This window comes from Pseudomonas sp. H3_E07 (genome assembly GCF_054668895.1).
On the sequence record NZ_CP162795.1, the window covers coordinates 5623270 to 5640287 of the forward strand.

A 17018-nucleotide genomic window follows, 5' to 3' on the forward strand; every position below is an offset into this window, starting at 1 on the left:
GACCATGAGCCATACCCAAGCCTTGTGTCGGTTCCTGGCCGAACTGAACGCCGCGCAACTGCCTGAAGAGGTGTTGGCGCGCACCGAAGACCTGTACCTGGACTGGCTGGCCTCGGCGCTGGCGAGCAAGGGTGCGCACCCGATTCCGTTGTTCGAACGTTATGCGCAGAAGATGGGCCCCGGCAGCGGCCCGGCGCAGGTGATCGTCAATGGCGGCAGCAGCAGCGCGTATTTCGCTGCGCTGGTCAACGCAGCTTCATCCCATCTGGTGGAGCAGGACGACCTGCACAACAGTTCCGTCCTGCACCCGGCGACTGTGGTGTTCCCGGCGGCACTGGCGGCCGCCCAGGACCTTGGCAAATCCGGCAGCGACTTGCTGCTGGCGTCGGTGGCCGGTTATGAAGCCGGTATCCGCATCGGCGAATTCATGGGCCGGTCCCATTACCGCATCTTCCACACCACTGCCACCGTCGGCACGCTGGCCGCCGCCGTTGCCGTCGGCAAATTGCTGGATTTCAATGAAGAACAATTCATCAACCTGTTGGGCAGCGCGGGCACCCAGGCTGCCGGGTTATGGGAGTTCCTGCGTGATGCCGCCGATTCCAAGCAGCTGCACACCGCGAAAGCGGCGGCGGACGGCTTGCTCGCCGCGTACCTGACGGCGGACGGGTTGACCGGTGCACGCAATATTCTTGAGGGCGACCAGGGGCTGGCGGCGGGCATGTCCACTGATGCCGAGCCTGCCAGACTGTCCGCCGACCTCGGCAGCCGCTGGGCGTTGCTGGAAACCTCGTTCAAGTTTCATGCGTCGTGCCGCCATACCCATCCTGCCGCCGATGCGCTGCTGGACCTGATGCAGCGCGAAGGTCTGCACGCCGAACAGATCGCCCGCGTGGAAACCCGCGTGCACCAAGGCGCCATCGATGTGTTGGGCCGCGTGACCGTGCCTGCTTCTGTGCACCAGGCCAAGTTCTCCATGGGCACCGTGCTGGGCCTGATCGCCGTGCATGGCAAGGCCGGGCTTACGGAGTTCCATGAGCTGGCGTTGACTGACCCAGCCGTCGCGGCGTTGCGCGACAAAGTCAGCATGACCCTCGACCCTGAAGTCGACGGCGCCTACCCCCAGCGCTGGCTCGGCCGTGTCACCGTCACCACGCTGGAGGGTCGCACGTTGCACGGCGCTATCGACGAACCCAAGGGCGATCCGGGCAACACCCTGAGCCGTGCGGAACTGGCGGATAAATTCCAGCGCCTCACCCAGTTCAGCAACGCCCGCACACCGGCCCAGGCCAATGCCCTGATCGACAAAGTCTGGGACCTGCGCAACGCCGTATCCATGGCCGATTGGCTTTGAGGAACCGTCATGACTAACCCAAGACCGCTGGACGGCATCACCGTTGTCAGCCTGGAACACGCGATTGCCGCGCCATTCTGCACCCGTCAATTGGCTGACCTGGGCGCGCGCGTGATCAAGGTCGAGCGCCCCGGCGCCGGCGACTTTGCCCGTGGCTACGATGAACGTGTGCGTGGCCTGGCCTCGCATTTCGTGTGGACCAACCGTTCCAAGGAAAGCCTGACCCTGGACCTCAAGCAGGAGGAGGCCGGTACGATTCTCGACACACTGCTGGCCGACGCCGATGTACTGGTGCAGAACCTGGCACCGGGCGCAGCCGCGCGCATGGGCCTGTCGTTCGAGGCGCTGCACGAGCGCTTCCCGCGCCTGATCGTCTGCGATATTTCCGGCTACGGCGAAGGCGGCCCGTACGAAAAGAAGAAGGCCTACGACCTGCTGATCCAGAGCGAGGGCGGCTTTCTTTCCGTCACCGGCGGCCCCGGCGAAGACCAGATGGCCAAGGCCGGTTGTTCCATCGCCGACATCTCGGCAGGCATGTATGCCTACAGCGGCATCCTCTCGGCGCTGCTGCTGCGCGGCAAGACGGGGAAGGGTAGCCGCATCGACGTCAGCATGCTGGAAAGCCTGGTGGAATGGATGGGCTACCCGATGTACTACGCGTTCGACGGCGCACCCCAACCCCCGCGTGCCGGGGCGGCGCATTCGACGATCTATCCCTACGGACCGTTTCCCACCGGTGACGGCGGGACCGTGATGCTCGGCCTGCAAAATGAGCGCGAATGGGCGGCGTTCTGCGACAAGGTGCTGCTCACCCCGGCATTGGCGACCGACGAGCGTTTCTCCGCCAACTTCAAGCGCTCGGCGAACCGCGAAGTGCTGCGTCAGATCATTGTCGATAGCTTCGCGCAGTTGGATGCCGAGGCGGTGATCCAGCGCCTGGAAAGCGCGCAGATCGCCAGCGCCCGCGTCAACGATATGCAAGGCGTGTGGGATCACCCGCAACTCAAGGCGCGTGACAGTTGGCGAGCAGTCGACAGCCCGGCCGGTCCGTTGCCGGCGCTGCTACCGCCGGCCCGCAATGCCGCCTTCACTCCGCGCATGGACGGTGTTCCAGGCTTGGGCCAGCACAGCCAGGGCATTCTCGACGGGCTCGGTTACTCGACAGATGCCATCGACGGCCTGCGCGCGCGCGGCGTTATCTAACCATAAGGAATTCAACAGATGCCCAAGCCACTGGTACGTTCGGCGTTGTTTGTGCCCGGTAGCCGACCGGAGCGATTCTCCAAAGCCTTGGCCAGCGGTGCCGACGCAGTGATCGTGGATTTTGAGGATGCGGTGGAAGAGCCGCTCAAGCGTCAGGCGCGGGATAACCTGGGGGCGTTTCTGACGGCCAACCCCGCCGCTCAGGTGTGGGTGCGTATCAACGCGCCGGAACATGCCGAGCATTTTGAGGATGTGGCTTTCTGCAAGGCTCATCCGACTGTGGCGGGCGTCCTGTTGCCAAAGGTCGAGAGCGCATCCCAGGTCGCCGTAGTGGCGGCAACCGGCAAAGTCATTTGGCCGATCATCGAGAGTGCGCGTGGTTTGTTGGCAGTGGCCGAGATCGCCCATGCACCGCAGGTGGAACGCCTGTCATTCGGCGGGCTGGATCTGGCGCTGGACCTGAACCTGAGCAGTAATTCGCCTGCCGCCCAGTTCGCCCTGGACCAGGCGCGGCTGGTGCTGATTGTGCATTCCCGCGCTGCGGGCCTGGTTGCACCGCTGGATGGCGTGCACCCGGCCATCGACGATCCTGAAGGCCTGCGCCGCTCGATCCGGCATGCTTATGAGATGGGGTTTGCCGGCGCACTGTGTATCCATCCCAAACAGGTGGCGGTGATTCACCAGGCATTGGCGCCAAGCGCCGAAGATTTGGCCTGGGCCCGGCGTGTGGTGGATGCCGGAGCCCATGGGGCAGGCGCCTATCAGATCGATGGGCAGATGGTGGATGCGCCGGTGTTGTTGCGGGCGCAACGGCTGTTGGCGGCTCTGCTTTAGCGTTCGTCCAGGCCGAACGCAGGTATCAAAAAATCGAAATTCACTACACGCGTGACATCAGGCACCTTGCCCTACAACACAACAATAAGAAGGTGATTTCCCATGCTCAAGCTTTCTCGGGCGCTGCTGTGCGCCGCCACCTTGTTCGCCGCGGGCCTGGCCCAGGCGGCGGACCCGATTGTCATCAAGTTCGCCCACGTGGTCGCCGAAAACACCCCCAAGGGGCAGGGCGCGCTGCTGTTCAAGAAGCTCGCGCAAGAGCGCCTGCCCGGCAGGGTAAAGGTCGAGGTGTACCCGAACTCGTCGTTGTTCGGCGATGGCAAGGAAATGGAAGCGCTGTTGTTGGGCGATGTGCAGATGCTGGCACCGTCCCTGGCCAAGTTCGAGCAATACACCCAGCAAGTGCAGATCTACGACCTGCCATTCCTGTTCAACGACCTGGCCGCTGTCGACCGTTTCCAGGCGGCCCAGGGCAAGGCACTGCTGACAGCGATGCAGGACAAGAACATCCTCGGCCTGGCCTATTGGCACAACGGCCTCAAGCAGCTCTCGTCGAACAAGGCGCTGCATGAACCCAAGGACGCCCGAGGCCTGAAGTTCCGCGTACAGGCCTCCAGCGTGCTTGAAGAACAGTTCAAGGCCATCCGCGCCAACCCGCGCAAGATGAGCTTTGCCGAGGTCTATCAAGGCCTGCAGACCGGCACAGTGAATGGCACCGAGAACACTTGGTCGAACTATGAAAGCCAGAAGGTCAACGAGGTGCAGAAATACTTCACCGAGTCCAACCATGGTCTGATCGACTACATGGTGATCACCAACGCCACGTTCTGGAACGGCTTGCCACCGGATATCCGCAGCACTCTGGAGCAGATCATGGTCGAGGTCACCGTCGAGGTGAACAAGCAGGCTGAAGCGCTGAACCAGTCGGCCAAGCAGAAGATCATCGATGCCAAGACCAGCGAAATCATCGAACTGACCCCGGAGCAACGCCAGCTATGGCGCGAAGCCATGCGCCCGGTGTGGCAGAAGTTCGAAGGGGAAATTGGGGCTGATCTGATCAAGGCGGCGGACGCGTCCAACCAGTAGCGCAGATTCAGTGGGGGCGCGGGCCTGCGATTGCGGTCTGTCTGTTGATACAACGGGCGATTGATCCACTGCTGTCGCAGGCAAGCCAGTTCCCACCGTTTGATCCGATTTCCAACCCGATACCTATTCCCGCTTCGCGAGGTTTTGCCATGCAAACGCTAAGGCGCGTCTGGGAGCACCTGGAGGAGGGCTTTATTGCCTTCCTGCTGGCCGCCATGACCCTGGTGACATTCGTCTACGTCATGCTCAACAACATCTACACGCTGTTCTTTGCCCTGGCCGACAAATGGGCGTGGAGCAGTGACTTCTTCGGCGCCCTGGGCGACCACACCATGACCTGGGCCCAAGACATGACCTGGAGCGTGGCGCTGACCAAGGCCATGTTCGGCTGGCTGATTTTCTTCGGTATTTCCTATGGCGTACGCACCGCCGGTCACCTTGGCGTGGATGCGCTGGTCAAGCTGACCAAGCGCCCGGTGCAACGCGTGCTCGGCATGCTCGCCTGCCTGTGCTGCCTGGCCTACGCCGGGTTGTTCATGATCGCCAGCTACAAGTGGGTGAGTGCGGTGATGGGCGCGCATATCGGTGCTGAAGACCTCGACCAGTACGGTATCGACGTCGGTGACATCGTGGTGATCGTGCCCATCGGATTCGCCATGGTGTTCATCCGCTACCTGGAAATTTTCTACCGCATCTTTACCCACCGTCAGGTCGGGTTGGGGCTGGCCGACGAGGCCGGTGAGGCCAGCAAGTTGGCCGGCAGCCATGAGGAGCGTCACTGATGGCCGTGCTCTGTCTGTTTCTGCTGTTATTCGTGTTCATGTTTCTCGGCGTGCCGATTGCGATTTCCCTGGGACTGTCCGGCGCAGTGTCGATCCTGATGTTCAGCCAGGATTCGGTGAGTTCCCTGGCGATCAAGCTGTTCGAAACCTCCGACGCCTATACCTTCCTGGCGATTCCGTTCTTCCTGCTGTCCGGTGCGTTCATGACCACCGGCGGCGTAGCGCAGCGTTTGATTGATTTTGCCAACGCCTGTGTCGGCCATATCCGAGGTGGTCTGGCCATTGCGGCGGTGCTGGCGTGCATGCTGTTTGCGGCATTGTCAGGTTCGTCCCCGGCGACGGTGGCGGCGGTGGGCTCGATCGCCGTCGCGGGCATGGTCCGTTCCGGTTACCCGAAGGCGTTCGGCGCGGGCATCATCTGCAACGCGGGCACCTTGGGCATCCTGATTCCACCGTCGATCGTGATGGTGGTGTATTCGGCGGCGACTGAAACCTCGGTCGGCAAGCTGTTCATGGCAGGGGTGATTCCCGGGTTGCTGCTGGGCCTGATGCTGATGATCGCGATCTACATCGTCGCGCGCATCAAGAAGCTGCCGGCGCAGCCACGGGCGACCTTTCGTGAATGGCTGACCTCTGCACGCCGGGCATTCTGGGGCCTGTTGCTGCTGGTGATTATCCTCGGCGGCATCTACAGCGGGATGTTTACCCCGACCGAAGCGGCGGCGGTGGCGGCGGTCTACTCGGCGTTTGTCGCGCTGTTCATCTACAAGGACATGCAGCTGCGCGACTGTCCCAAGGTGCTGCTGGAGTCCGGGCGCCTGGCGATCATGCTGATGTTCATCATCGCCAACGCCATGCTGTTTGCCCATGTGCTGACCACCGAGCAGATCCCCCAGGAAATCACCGCGTGGGTGCTCTCCGAAGGCCTGACGCCGATTGGCTTTTTGATCATGGTCAACGTGGTGTTGTTGATTGCCGGCAGCTTTATGGAACCGTCCGCCATCGTGCTGATCCTGGCGCCGATCTTCTTCCCGATTGCCATGAAACTGGGGATTGACCCGATTCACCTGGGGATCGTGATGGTGGTCAACATGGAAATCGGGCTGGTGCATCCACCGGTGGGGCTGAACCTGTTCGTGACGTCGGCGGTGACCGGATTGACGCTGGGGCAGACCATCCGCGCGGCGTTGCCGTGGCTGATGATTCTGTTGGTGTTCCTGATCATGGTCACGTACTTGCCGGTCATTTCGCTGGCGCTGCCGCACTGGCTCGGTATGTAGATTCCGGAACCCTGCAGCACCCTGTGAGAGCCGGGCTTGCCCGCGATAGCTGTGTGTCATTTGCCCAATTTACCGGCTGACACGCCCTCATCGCGGGCAAGCCCGTTTCCCACATTTGATGTGTGCCAGTGCTTAGTGGTCCATCGCACTCAAGATCGCATGAGCCACCTTCACCCGCTCGGCAATCGGGTAGTTCTTGTTCGCCAGGATCACCACGCCCATGGCCTTGCTCGGCACATAGGCCACGTACGTGCCAAACCCACTGGTGGAGCCGGTTTTGTTCAGCAGTGTGTCGGCGTGAGGCGCCTGCGGTGGGGTCAGCCAATTGACCGGATTCGGCTCCATGGCCATTTTTGTCGAATTGCCGTCCAACAAGGCGTCCAGCTTGATCGGGTAGGGATACATTTCCCAACCCAGGCCCTGGGTCATGCCGTTTACGTTGTAATAACCCGTGTGAGTGGTGGCGATCGCTTGCTGCAAGGGTTTTTCCAGGCTCGCGGGGTTTATGTTCACACTCACGTAATGCAGCAGATCGGCGGCGCTGGTTTTGATGCCATAGGCTTCGCTGTCCATGGCGCCGGGGCCGACGCGCACGGGTTTTCCATCCTTGCCATAGCCCTGGGCGTACAGGTTCATCTGGCTATCAGGCACGTTGACGAAGGTGTGCTTGAGGCCCAGTTTTGGCAGCAGGGTTTTCTCCATCACCTGATCAAAGGGCTGCTTCAGACTTTGCGCTGCCAGGTAGCCGAACAGGCCCAGGCTCGGGTTGGAGTACAGGCGCTGGGTGCCAGGGGCAAAGTCGGGTTTCCATTGCTGGAAGTAGCTGATCATGTGCTGGTTGTTGTCTGCCTCGCGGGGGAATTGCAGGGGCAGGCCGCCAGGCGTGTAGGTGCCCAGGTTCAGCACGCTGATGTGGTCGAACTTGCTGTTGCGCAACGCCGGAAGGTACTGGCTGGCCGGATCGCTGAGGGTCAGTTTGCCGCTTGCCACGGCATAGCCGGCGAGGGTGGCGGTGAAGGTTTTGCTCACCGAGCCGATTTCAAACAGGGTGTTTTCACTGACGGGCTGTCTCGCGTCTTTGCTGGCGACGCCGTAGTTAAAGTATTGCGTCTTGCCATCCTTCACGATACCGACGACAAGGCCGGGAATAGACTGTTGCTGCATCAGCGGCTTGATGCTGGCGTCCACCACGGCGCGCAGGTCGTCGGCGGCCAGGCAGTGGCCGGCGGCGAGAAACAACGCCGCGGCGCCTAAATTACGCACGCCTGACAGGGGGAGTTGAGGCATGATATCGCTTCCATGAGAGTGGTCGTTTGATTGAGGAGCCTGCGCAGGCGTGGCCAATGTAGGCAGTTCGCAGGCTTTGGGCAAACGATCATATCTCGCACCTGCCATTAGAATAATTAGGGTCACACATGTTGCGCTCCCATCTTCCCCTCAATGCCTTGCGTGCCTTCGAAGCCTCGGCCCGGCATTTGAGTTTTACCCGCGCCGCGATTGAATTATGTGTGACCCAGGCGGCGGTCAGCCATCAAGTCAAAAGCCTGGAAGCGCAACTGAATGTTACTTTGTTCAAGCGCTTGCCCCGTGGCCTGATGCTCACCAGTGAAGGCGAAACCCTATTGCCGGTGGTGCGAGACTCGTTTGACCGCATCGCCCAGACCCTGAGCCAATTTGAAGGCGGACATTACCGCGAGGTGCTCACGGTCGGCGCGGTCGGCACCTTTGCCGTGGGTTGGTTGCTGCCACGGCTGCCCGCGTTCCAGACGCGTTACCCTTTTATCGACCTGCGCCTGTCCACCCACAACAACCGTGTTGACGTGGCTGCCGAAGGCCTGGATTACGCGATCCGCTTCGGCGCGGGGGCGTGGCACGGCACCGAAGCCTGCGAGCTGCTGGAAGCGCCCCTCACCGTACTCTGCGTGCCGCAATTGGCCGAGCAACTGCATGCACCCGAAGACGTGTTGAAACACACCTTGCTGCGCTCCTACCGCGCCGATGAATGGAGCCTGTGGTTCCAGGCCGCCGGTTTGCCCGCCGATACCCTGGTGCCGCGCAGCATCATCTTTGATTCTTCACTGGCGATGATGGAAGCCGCCTTGCAAGGCATCGGTGTGGCACTGGCGCCGGCGATGATGTTTTCGCGGCAACTGGAGAACGATGTGATTCGCCAGCCGTTCGACGTCGGCATCAGCACTGGCAGCTATTGGTTGACGCGTTTGCAGTCGCGGACTGAAACGCCAGCGATGCTGGCGTTCAAGGGGTGGATGCGTGAAAGCGTAAACGCTTAGACCAGGTATTTATTGAACCAACCGAGTGTTCTTTCCCACGCCAGCTTCGCCGCCGCCTCGTCGTAGCGTGGCGTCGAATCATTATGGAAGCCGTGGTTGGCGCCCTTGTAGATATACGCCTCATAGGGCGTACCGGCCGCCTTGAGCGCCTGTTCATAGGCTGGCCAACCTTCGTTGATCCGCGTATCCAGCTCACCGTAATGCAGCATGATCGGCGCCTTGATCCGTGGCACGTCCTTGGCTTCCGGCTGGCGTCCATAAAACGACACCGCCGCGCCCAATTCCGGGTAGGCCACGGCCGCTGCGTTGGTCACGCCACCGCCATAACAGAAGCCGGTAATCCCGACCTTGCCAGTGCTGCTGTCGTGGTGCATCAGCCATTCGATGGCGGCGAAGAAGTCGTTCATCAGCTTGGTCGGGTCGACGGTCTGTTGCAGGGCCACGCCTTTTTCGTCGTTGCCGGGGTAGCCGCCGACCGAGGTCAAGCCATCCGGGGCCAGGGCGATGAAGCCGGCTTTAGCCAGGCGCCGGGCGACGTCTTCGATGTAAGGGTTGAGGCCGCGGTTTTCGTGGACCACCACCACCGCCGGCAGCTTGCCCATGGCTTTGGCCGGGCGCACGAGGTAGCCGCGCACGCTGCCGTTGCCTTTGGGCGAGGGGTAGGTGATGTAGTCGGCGACGATGTCCGGGTCGGTGAATTTCACTTGCTCGGCCAGCGCATAGTTGGGGCTCAGGGCCGCGAGCAGAGCCGAGGCGGTCAGGCCGCCAAAGGTGAACAGCGCGGCGCGGTCGAGAAATTCGCGGCGATTGATCTTGCCGTGGGCGTAGCCGTCATAAAGCTCCAGCAGTTCGGGGGCAAAGTCTTTCGCGGTGAGACGAGTCATCGGTGCATCCTCGATTAGCGGTGGCGGTCAATGTAGCCCAGGATCAGTCCTCGCGACCATGGGCGGTAGCGGCCAATTGACCGGTGTCGACACGCACGAAGATTGAATCGCCGAGGGCGGTCAGCACGTCGCCGGCGTACACCTCACAGATCACGCGGGTCTTGCGTCCGACCTCACCGTCGGCCCGCGCGCGCAGGGTCAGGGTGACCCCCATGGGCGTTGGCTTGATGAACTTGATCCCCAGGTTGCCGGTGACGCAGTCGATGCGCGGCAGGCTGCCGGGTTCGCGCCCTTCGGCGCGGTAGTGGTAGGCCATCGCAGTCCAGTTGGAGTGGCAGTCCACCAGCATGGCGATCAGGCCGCCGTAGACCAGGTCCGGCCAGCCGCTGTAGCGGGCCTCGGGCAGGTGTTCGGCGACCAGGTGTATTCCGTCCGCGTCCCAGCGGCTCTTGATGTGCAGGCCATGGGGGTTACTGCCGCCGCAGCCGTAGCAGATGCCTTCCGGCGCGGTGATATCCTGGAGTGAAGGGGCGTGCATGCAGCGTCCTTATTAGTGTGGGCCGACTACTCTGTTTAGCAGGACAAACGCCTGAATGGAATAAATCCCTGGTAGGGCGTGTCAGCTCAGTACCGGTGTCCCTTCCTCTGCGGAGCGTTGCATGAAACGTCTAATGTCCCCGGTCGCCGTACTGGCCCTGATCCTTGCTTATGTTTCCAGCGCCCAGGCGGTGGAGTACAAGGACGTCAACCGCACCGCCAGCCAGATCAGCTTCACCTACACGCAATTGGGGCAGCGGGTATACGGCACCTTCAGCGAATTTGAAGGCACCTTGACCTTCGACACGCAACAGCCGGAGGTCGGGCAAGCGGTGCTCAAGATCCAGCTCGCCAGCATCGACGCCGGCAGCCCGGATGCGAACGACGAACTGCAACGTGCTTCCTGGTTTGATACCGCGACCTATCCGGTGGGCGTGTATGAGTCCACTGGCGTCACGGCCCTGGGGGACAACCGCTACACGATCAGCGGCAACCTGACCATCAAGGGCACCACACACCCCGTGAAGGTGGACGTGGTGCTCAAGGAGCACGGTGGCATCGGTGTGTTCGACGGTGAGTTCGTCCTCAAACGCGGCGATTTCAAGATCGGCGAGGGCGAGTGGGCCGGTAACAGCGTGGTGTCCAACGACATCAACATCAAGTTCAAGATGGTCGCACCGCAGCGTTAATGGGCGAATTTCTTTGCGCCGGCCACGCAGCCGATCACCGCGACGGTCACCAACACCATGCCCAGGCTGACCTGCTCATGCAGCAGGCCCGCCGCGAGTGCCAGGCCGAAAAACGGTTGCAGCAATTGCAATTGGCCAACGGCGGCGATGCCACCCTGGGCCAGGCCGCGGTACCAGAACACAAAGCCGATCAGCATGCTGAACAGCGACACGTAACCCAGGCTCAGCCAAGCCGGCAAGCTGATGCCACTGAAATGGGTGGGGGCGAGGACCAGACTCAAGGGCACCACCACGGGGACCGACACTACCAGCGCCCAGCAAATCACCTGCCAGCCGCCCAGGCTGCGTGACAGCGTGGCGCCTTCGGCGTATCCCAGGCCGCAGGCCAGCACCGCCAGCAGCATCAGCAGGTCGCCGGCCGGTGCGGCGCTCAAGCCTTGGGCGAACGCATACCCCATCACACAGACACTGCCTAGGATCGAGAACATCCAGAACACCGGACGTGGGCGCTCGCCGCCGCGCAACACGCCAAACACCGCGGTGGCCAGGGGCAGCAGGCCAATGAATACGATGGAGTGGGCTGACGTCACGTATTGCAGCGCCAGGGCGGTGAGCAAGGGAAAGCCGATCACCACCCCAAGAGCAACGACCACCAGCGGCCCCCACTGATTGCGCGCAGGGCGTTTTTCCTTGAACAGCCACAGCAGGAGCACACCCAGGGCGGCGGCGATGGCCGCGCGGATCATGGTGAGAAATGCCGGGTCGAATTCCATCACGGCCAGGCGCGTGGCGGGTAGTGAACCGCTGAAAATCACCACGCCGATAAAGCCGTTGATCCAGCCTTGGGTGCGGGTGTCCAGGGTGTTGATAGGGGAGGTACGTTCCATGATGGCGTGCTCGAAGCCGGAGGGGTTGCGTTCAGGTCATCCTAGGGGCGAACATTAAGACAATCAAAAAATTGTCATGGATACATCCGAATGCCGCGCGCCCGCTACAAGTCCCTGGTCGATACTTTTGCCGCCGCCATCCGCCGCGGCGAAATGCCGCCTGGCATGCGCCTGCCGACGCACCGCCAGTTGGCCGCCGACCATGGCTTGGCCTTGGTTACCGCCAGTCGCGTGTACACCGAGCTTGAGGCCATGGGCTTGGTCAGCGGCGAAACCGGGCGTGGCACCTTCGTGCGCGAGATCTCGTTGCCGCCAGGGCAGGGCAGTGGACAGATGACGGTGACGGCGGGGATGCTCGATCTCAATTTCAACTACCCCGCGTTGCCGGGTCAGGCAGATTTGTTGCGTACGGCGCTGCGCCAACTCGCGCTGTCCGGCGACCTTGAAGCGTTGTTGCGCTATCAGCCCCATGCCGGGCGCCTGCATGAGCGCGCGGCGTTTGCGCGGCATTTGCTCAGTCGAGGGCTCACCGTTGACCCCGAACAAGTGCTGCTGACCAGCGGCGCCCAACATGGCCTGGCGGTGACGATGATGGCGTTGCTCAAGCCCGGCGATGTGATTGCGGTGGATGCATTGACTTATTCGGGGTTCAAGGTGCTGGCCGAGACCCTGCACCTGGAAATTGTCGCGATCCCGGTGACGCCGACCGGCCCGGACCTGGAGGCCTTGCAAAACCTGTGTCGCAAGCGGCCGGTGCGTGCCGTGTACAGCATGCCGACCTTGCACAACCCCCTCGGCTGGGTAATGGATCTGGCCCAGCGCGAGCGCTTGGTCTCCATCGCCCGTCAGCACAATCTGATGATCATTGAGGATGCGGCCTACGCGTTCTTGGCCGAAAACGCACCGCCACCCGTGGCGACCCTGGCGCCGGAACGCACGGTGTATGTGGGCGGGCTCTCAAAAAGTGTCGCGACCGGTTTGCGCGTGGGGTTTGTCGCGGCGCCGAGCGATTGGGTGAAAACGCTCGAGCGCGCCATCATGGCCACGACCTGGAACGTGCCCGGTGTGATGAGCGCCATTGCGGTGGCCTGGATCGAAGATGGCACCGTGGCACAACTGGAGGCGCAAAAGCGCGAGGACGCCCAGGCCCGCCAGGCCCTGGCTGCGCGGGTGTTGAAAGGGCTGGCCTACACCAGCCATCCCTCGTCGTATTTCTTATGGTTACCGTTGGCGGAAGACGCCCGGGCCGATCAGGTCGCCATGACGTTGCAGCGCGACAATATTTCCGTGTCCACCGCCGAGCCGTTTGCCGTCTCGGCCCATGTCCCGCATGCGCTACGCCTGGCCTTGGGCTCGGTAGCAATGCCAGCCCTGCATGAGGCATTGCTCAGCGTGCGCAAGGTGGTGGAATGGTGAGCCGCGCTCAACGGCTCACCGATCGGCATCAGTACTTGTAGGCCTGGCGTCCGATCAACAGCCATTTGCCTTTTTGCTTCTGCCACACCTGGAAGTTATCGATATCAGTGGGCACTTCCACGCCACTGTTCACCGCCAGCGCATGGAAGTGGTTGCGTACCAGCGCGGTGTCGCCTTGCAGGGTGATGGTCTGGTTCTGCATTTCCAGGGTCTTGAACGCGCTGGTATGGGTTTCCAGGTCGGCAATGAATTGGTCTTTGTTCTGCACCTTGCCGCTGGAGTGGCCGTAGGTGAGCTTGTCGGACGTCAGCGCATGAAGCTGCTTGAGGTCCAGGTGCAGCATGGCTTGGGTCAGTTGGTCGACCGCTTGGGCCACCTCCTTTTCAGCAGGGGCAGGCGCTGCGGCGACATAACCCGTAAACAGGCACAGAAAGCCGATCAGTACTTTGACGTTTGGCATGGATGTTTCCTTATTGTTGTTGAAGTGGCGGACAACATGTAACTGTTTGTGTCGTCGTATAACATTGCAATATCCAAGCTGATTTTGGAAAGTGATTTTTTGATTATTTACGCAGGTCTTGCTGGGAATGGGTTTTGAGATCGTATTGTTATTGTACGATGTCTCATCACTGGTTAAGAATGGCGTCCCGTCTAACAATAAAATAACGGAGACACACGATGGATCTTCCTCCTCTGCCCACGCGGACCGACCACACTCGGCGCGTCTTCCTCAAGCGTTCCTTGGCTGTTTCCGCATCGGTGGCGGTGCTGGGTAACTTGCCTCGCCTGGCAGATGCTGCCGAGCCGTTGAGCCAGCGTTATCCGGACCCACTGATCAAAGTGCTCGATGACAGTTTCCTGGAGTTGCGCCTGTTCAACGCCAGTGTCGAACGGTTGGCAACCGGTTTGCGCTGGGCCGAGGGGCCCGTGTGGATCGGCGATGGCCGCTACCTGCTGGTCAGCGATATTCCCAATAACCGTATCGTGCGCTGGGACGAAGTGACCGACAGCCTGTCGGTGTACCGCGAAAATGCCAATTTCTCCAACGGCATGTGCCGCGATCGCCAGGGCCGCCTGCTGGTGTGCGAAGGTTCGACGACCACCCGCGAGGGCCGGCGAATCACCCGTACCGAACACAATGGCAGCCTTACAGTGCTGGCGGACAGCTTTGACGGCAAGCCTTTCAACTCACCCAACGATATCGTGTGCAAGCGGGATGGCTCGGTGTGGTTCACTGACCCGCCGTTCCAGACCAGCAACAACTACGAGGGGCACAAGATCGCACCCACCCAGCCCCATGGCGTTTATCGCATCGACGGCGAAAGCGGCACGGTCACGCGGGTGATCGACGACCTCAACGGACCCAATGGCCTGAGTTTTTCACCGGATGAAAAAGTCTTGTACGTCGTGGAAGGTCGGGCCAAACCCAACCGACTGATCTGGGCCATCGACGTTAAGGACGACGGCACGCTCGGTGCCCGTCGCAAGCACATCGAAGGTTTCGACTACGCAGCGCTGGACGGCATCAAGTGTGACGAGAACGGCAACCTGTGGTGCGGTTGGGGCGGCAATGGTGACCCCAAGGCTGACCTGGAAAAACTCGATGGTGTGCGCGTGTTCAATCCACAGGGCAAGGCCATCGGGCATATCTCGCTGCCCGAACGCTGCCCCAACCTGTGTTTTGGCGGCCGCGAAGGCAACCGCCTGTTCATGGCCGGCAGCCATTCGATCTATTCGTTGTTCGTCAATACGCGGGACGCCGGCTTCGGCAGCTAACGTGTAAAAAAACACGATGGGCGTCGGTTGGCAGGCGTTCATCGTGGCATTTGGCGCTATGCTGCTGGCTCCTGAGGCATCAGAGCGTCACGCAAATGGACTTCAATTGGCACAGCGACGCCATCACCCGCAGCACCCCCGTGACCCCACACTACAAAAACACGCAAAACGTACGCCGCTTCATGCTTGAGCACTGCGGTCCGGGGTTCAAATTCGATCGTCCCTTTATGGCCTGGATTCGCAACGACCAGCCCAAGACCCTGGGCGACGTGGTGGATGAGTGGCTGCGCCGAAACGAGGATTCACGCCCATGACACCCGATGAGAAATACCAGGCCGCCCAGCAACGCCTTGGCTATCAGTTGGACGAATTCAAAATCGGCGGTAACTACACGCCGTTGGTTCGCGACGGCAACCACCTCTACATCAGTGGCCAGATCCCCCGCGTCGGCGATGCGATCGTGCTGCCGGGCAAGGTTGGAGCAAGCCTGACCGTGGCCCAGGCGCAAATCGCCGCCGGTATCAGTGCCTTGCGTTGCTTGGGGTTGCTCAAACAGGCGTTGGGTTCGCTGGACCAGGTCAGGGCGATCCCGCGCATCACCGTGTACGTGCGCAGTGCCGAGGATTTTGATCAGCAGAGTGAGGTGGCCAACGGCGCGTCGGATTTGTTGCACGAAATTCTGGGTGCCGCCGGGGCGCACACGCGTACGTCGGTGGGGGTGATGCAGTTGCCGAAGTCGGCGGCGGTGGAGGTCGATATGATTGCGGTGGCACACGGTTGAGCGACCGATGATTACCCAGGGAATGGCGGTACTGATTAACTACGGCACGTATCTGGCGCCGGGCCTGCTGCTCTTTGGCCTGTGGTTCGCACTCACGCCCAAGTCGCTGACGGGCATGCGCATCCTGATTCTGTTGGTCGCGTTTGTGCTGATGCGCGATGTGATGACCCCTTTGGGCATGTGGTCGCTTGGCAGCGCGGTGCAACTGGCATTCACGGCAAACACCTTTGTATTGGCAGCGCTGGGTGGCTTGTCGGTGCTGTTGATCGCCTTGCTCGTGCGCGTGGCGCCAGACTTGTCGCCACTTATCCTCTGGTCCAAGGGGCATCGCGCGTCAGGCCTTACGGTCGGGATCGCCGTCGGGTGCCTGATCGGTGTGCCGCTCCGGTTTTACCAGGGTATCGAGGCGTCAGCGATCCCGGGTTATTGGGTATGGCTACCGGGGATGGTCGTCCTGGCCTACGGCGCCAATGCATTGGAAGAAGTGTTGTTTCGCGGTTATTTGCAGGGTTATCTGGAACAGCATGTCGCGCCCTTACGCGCCGCACTGGCCAGCGGCGTGGCGTTTGCGGCTTGCCATGCGTTCCTGGCACTGAGCGTCACCCAGTTGGGCTGGCCGGTGTTGTTGTTCACGCTGATCGAAGGGTTGGCCTGTGCGCTGGTGCGCATGCGCTACGGGGTGTTGGCGGCGACGCTGACCCATGGCACGGCAATCCTGCTGGTTGCGGTGCCTCAGATGGCTTGATGTGAAATGCAGGTGAAAATGTGGGAGCTGGCTTGCCTGCGAAAGCGGTGGGTCAGTCGGCATATCTGGCACTGAAAGACCGCATTCGCGAGCAAGCCCGCTCCCACATTTAAACTGCGTTCCAGGTTGGGATCTGGCGTTTACTGCCGGTGGCTTCATGGTCGAAGCACCGCCCAATCGATTTGAAATGCCCTCAAACATGTGGGAGCTGGCTTGCCTGCGAAAGCGGTGGATCAGTCGGCATATCGGTCACTGCAAGACCGCCATCGCAGGCAAGCCAGCTCCCACAGTTGGACCGCGTTCTGGCGTGTACTGTCGATGGCTTTATAGATTGATGCACCGCTCAGTCAATTTGAAATGCGGTGAAAAATGTGGGAGCGGGCTTGCCTGCGAAAGCGGTGGATCAGTCGGCATATCTGTCACTGAAAGACCGCCATCGCAGGCAAGCCAGCTCCCACAGTTGGACCGCGTTC

At 61.4% G+C, this 17018-nt stretch carries 18 protein-coding genes; 13 read left to right on the forward strand and 5 right to left on the reverse strand.

Translation table 11 applies throughout. The features are described 5' to 3' along the window. Positions 1–4 precede the first annotated feature (4 nt). From AB4O08_RS26020 to dctM, 6 genes are all read left to right on the forward strand, one after another. Positions 5–1354: an MmgE/PrpD family protein gene (locus AB4O08_RS26020; RefSeq protein WP_021491544.1), complete on the forward strand. Its 1350-nt coding sequence runs from the start codon at positions 5–7 to the stop codon at positions 1352–1354. 9 nt (positions 1355–1363) lie between these two features. Beyond that, complete coding sequence (locus AB4O08_RS26025; RefSeq protein WP_010210090.1) at positions 1364–2557, forward strand: CaiB/BaiF CoA transferase family protein; 1194 nt, start codon at positions 1364–1366, stop codon at positions 2555–2557. Between the two features lie 18 nt (positions 2558–2575). Continuing rightward, entirely contained in the window at positions 2576–3391 is an 816-nt protein-coding gene (locus AB4O08_RS26030; protein ID WP_042572257.1) for an HpcH/HpaI aldolase/citrate lyase family protein, read from the forward strand. A gap of 102 nt (positions 3392–3493) precedes the next feature. Next, positions 3494–4477 (forward strand): TRAP transporter substrate-binding protein, encoded by a 984-nt coding sequence (locus tag AB4O08_RS26035; protein ID WP_010210096.1) that lies wholly within the window; start codon positions 3494–3496, stop codon positions 4475–4477. A gap of 149 nt (positions 4478–4626) precedes the next feature. Further along, complete coding sequence (locus AB4O08_RS26040) at positions 4627–5259, forward strand: TRAP transporter small permease (RefSeq protein WP_021491541.1); 633 nt, start codon at positions 4627–4629, stop codon at positions 5257–5259. After that, positions 5259–6539 carry a C4-dicarboxylate TRAP transporter large permease protein DctM gene (gene dctM / locus AB4O08_RS26045; protein ID WP_460114505.1) on the forward strand — a complete coding sequence of 427 codons (1281 nt, stop codon included), beginning with the start codon at positions 5259–5261 and terminating at the stop codon, positions 6537–6539. Before AB4O08_RS26040 ends, dctM begins: the two co-directional genes overlap by 1 nt. Positions 6540–6671: 132 nt before the next feature. On the opposite strand, the gene ampC is transcribed toward dctM, so the two are convergent. Then, positions 6672–7826 (reverse strand): class C beta-lactamase, encoded by a 1155-nt coding sequence (ampC, locus tag AB4O08_RS26050; protein ID WP_460114506.1) that lies wholly within the window; start codon positions 7824–7826, stop codon positions 6672–6674. Positions 7827–7954: 128 nt separating this feature from the next. Between ampC and AB4O08_RS26055 the strand changes: the two genes are divergently transcribed. Next, positions 7955–8830, forward strand: coding sequence for a LysR family transcriptional regulator (locus tag AB4O08_RS26055; RefSeq protein ID WP_460114507.1), 876 nt, complete (start codon positions 7955–7957; stop codon positions 8828–8830). On the opposite strand, the gene yghX is transcribed toward AB4O08_RS26055, so the two are convergent. Next, complete coding sequence (gene yghX / locus AB4O08_RS26060) at positions 8827–9714, reverse strand: YghX family hydrolase (RefSeq protein WP_010210102.1); 888 nt, start codon at positions 9712–9714, stop codon at positions 8827–8829. The two genes, AB4O08_RS26055 and yghX, sit on opposite strands and share 4 nt — an antisense overlap. 43 nt (positions 9715–9757) lie before the next feature. Then, on the reverse strand, positions 9758–10252 hold the full coding sequence (locus tag AB4O08_RS26065; protein ID WP_305468960.1) for a PaaI family thioesterase: 495 nt from the start codon (positions 10250–10252) through the stop codon (positions 9758–9760). Positions 10253–10385: 133 nt separating this feature from the next. On the opposite strand from AB4O08_RS26065, the gene AB4O08_RS26070 reads away from it, so the two are divergent. Then, positions 10386–10940: a YceI family protein gene (locus tag AB4O08_RS26070; protein ID WP_010210105.1), complete on the forward strand. Its 555-nt coding sequence runs from the start codon at positions 10386–10388 to the stop codon at positions 10938–10940. On the opposite strand, the gene AB4O08_RS26075 is transcribed toward AB4O08_RS26070, so the two are convergent. Further along, positions 10937–11827, reverse strand: a complete 891-nt coding sequence (locus AB4O08_RS26075) for a DMT family transporter (RefSeq protein ID WP_010210107.1) — start codon at positions 11825–11827, stop codon at positions 10937–10939. The two genes, AB4O08_RS26070 and AB4O08_RS26075, sit on opposite strands and share 4 nt — an antisense overlap. 90 nt (positions 11828–11917) lie before the next feature. Between AB4O08_RS26075 and AB4O08_RS26080 the strand changes: the two genes are divergently transcribed. Further along, positions 11918–13243: an aminotransferase-like domain-containing protein gene (locus AB4O08_RS26080; protein ID WP_044287273.1), complete on the forward strand. Its 1326-nt coding sequence runs from the start codon at positions 11918–11920 to the stop codon at positions 13241–13243. A 28-nt stretch (positions 13244–13271) separates the two neighbouring features. On the opposite strand, the gene AB4O08_RS26085 is transcribed toward AB4O08_RS26080, so the two are convergent. Next, complete coding sequence (locus tag AB4O08_RS26085) at positions 13272–13703, reverse strand: nuclear transport factor 2 family protein (protein WP_010210109.1); 432 nt, start codon at positions 13701–13703, stop codon at positions 13272–13274. A 218-nt stretch (positions 13704–13921) separates the two neighbouring features. On the opposite strand from AB4O08_RS26085, the gene AB4O08_RS26090 reads away from it, so the two are divergent. The 4 genes from AB4O08_RS26090 to AB4O08_RS26105 all read left to right on the forward strand — a co-directional run bounded on the left by AB4O08_RS26090 (position 13922) and on the right by AB4O08_RS26105 (position 16545). Next, positions 13922–15019, forward strand: coding sequence for an SMP-30/gluconolactonase/LRE family protein (locus tag AB4O08_RS26090; protein WP_460114508.1), 1098 nt, complete (start codon positions 13922–13924; stop codon positions 15017–15019). Between the two features lie 95 nt (positions 15020–15114). Beyond that, positions 15115–15333, forward strand: a complete 219-nt coding sequence (locus AB4O08_RS26095; protein WP_021491535.1) for a DUF6434 domain-containing protein — start codon at positions 15115–15117, stop codon at positions 15331–15333. Then, positions 15330–15800 (forward strand): RidA family protein, encoded by a 471-nt coding sequence (locus AB4O08_RS26100; protein WP_010210112.1) that lies wholly within the window; start codon positions 15330–15332, stop codon positions 15798–15800. Before AB4O08_RS26095 ends, AB4O08_RS26100 begins: the two co-directional genes overlap by 4 nt. A 7-nt stretch (positions 15801–15807) precedes the next feature. Continuing rightward, positions 15808–16545 (forward strand): CPBP family intramembrane glutamic endopeptidase, encoded by a 738-nt coding sequence (locus AB4O08_RS26105; RefSeq protein WP_042572264.1) that lies wholly within the window; start codon positions 15808–15810, stop codon positions 16543–16545. The last annotated feature ends 473 nt before the right edge of the window (positions 16546–17018 follow it).

Bases quoted from the DNA above. Each gene is read 5' to 3' on its own strand.
- AB4O08_RS26020 (WP_021491544.1), top strand. From the start codon at position 5: ATGAGCCATACCCAAGCCTTGTGTCGGTTCCTGGCCGAACTGAACGCC.
- AB4O08_RS26025 (WP_010210090.1), top strand. From the start codon at position 1,364: ATGACTAACCCAAGACCGCTGGACGGCATCACCGTTGTCAGCCTGGAA.
- AB4O08_RS26030 (WP_042572257.1), top strand. From the start codon at position 2,576: ATGCCCAAGCCACTGGTACGTTCGGCGTTGTTTGTGCCCGGTAGCCGA.
- AB4O08_RS26035 (WP_010210096.1), top strand. From the start codon at position 3,494: ATGCTCAAGCTTTCTCGGGCGCTGCTGTGCGCCGCCACCTTGTTCGCC.
- AB4O08_RS26040 (WP_021491541.1), top strand. From the start codon at position 4,627: ATGCAAACGCTAAGGCGCGTCTGGGAGCACCTGGAGGAGGGCTTTATT.
- dctM (WP_460114505.1), top strand. From the start codon at position 5,259: ATGGCCGTGCTCTGTCTGTTTCTGCTGTTATTCGTGTTCATGTTTCTC.
- ampC (WP_460114506.1), bottom strand. From the start codon at position 7,826: ATGCCTCAACTCCCCCTGTCAGGCGTGCGTAATTTAGGCGCCGCGGCG.
- AB4O08_RS26055 (WP_460114507.1), top strand. From the start codon at position 7,955: ATGTTGCGCTCCCATCTTCCCCTCAATGCCTTGCGTGCCTTCGAAGCC.
- yghX (WP_010210102.1), bottom strand. From the start codon at position 9,714: ATGACTCGTCTCACCGCGAAAGACTTTGCCCCCGAACTGCTGGAGCTT.
- AB4O08_RS26065 (WP_305468960.1), bottom strand. From the start codon at position 10,252: ATGCACGCCCCTTCACTCCAGGATATCACCGCGCCGGAAGGCATCTGC.
- AB4O08_RS26070 (WP_010210105.1), top strand. From the start codon at position 10,386: ATGTCCCCGGTCGCCGTACTGGCCCTGATCCTTGCTTATGTTTCCAGC.
- AB4O08_RS26075 (WP_010210107.1), bottom strand. From the start codon at position 11,827: ATGGAACGTACCTCCCCTATCAACACCCTGGACACCCGCACCCAAGGC.
- AB4O08_RS26080 (WP_044287273.1), top strand. From the start codon at position 11,918: ATGCCGCGCGCCCGCTACAAGTCCCTGGTCGATACTTTTGCCGCCGCC.
- AB4O08_RS26085 (WP_010210109.1), bottom strand. From the start codon at position 13,703: ATGCCAAACGTCAAAGTACTGATCGGCTTTCTGTGCCTGTTTACGGGT.
- AB4O08_RS26090 (WP_460114508.1), top strand. From the start codon at position 13,922: ATGGATCTTCCTCCTCTGCCCACGCGGACCGACCACACTCGGCGCGTC.
- AB4O08_RS26095 (WP_021491535.1), top strand. From the start codon at position 15,115: ATGGACTTCAATTGGCACAGCGACGCCATCACCCGCAGCACCCCCGTG.
- AB4O08_RS26100 (WP_010210112.1), top strand. From the start codon at position 15,330: ATGACACCCGATGAGAAATACCAGGCCGCCCAGCAACGCCTTGGCTAT.
- AB4O08_RS26105 (WP_042572264.1), top strand. From the start codon at position 15,808: ATGATTACCCAGGGAATGGCGGTACTGATTAACTACGGCACGTATCTG.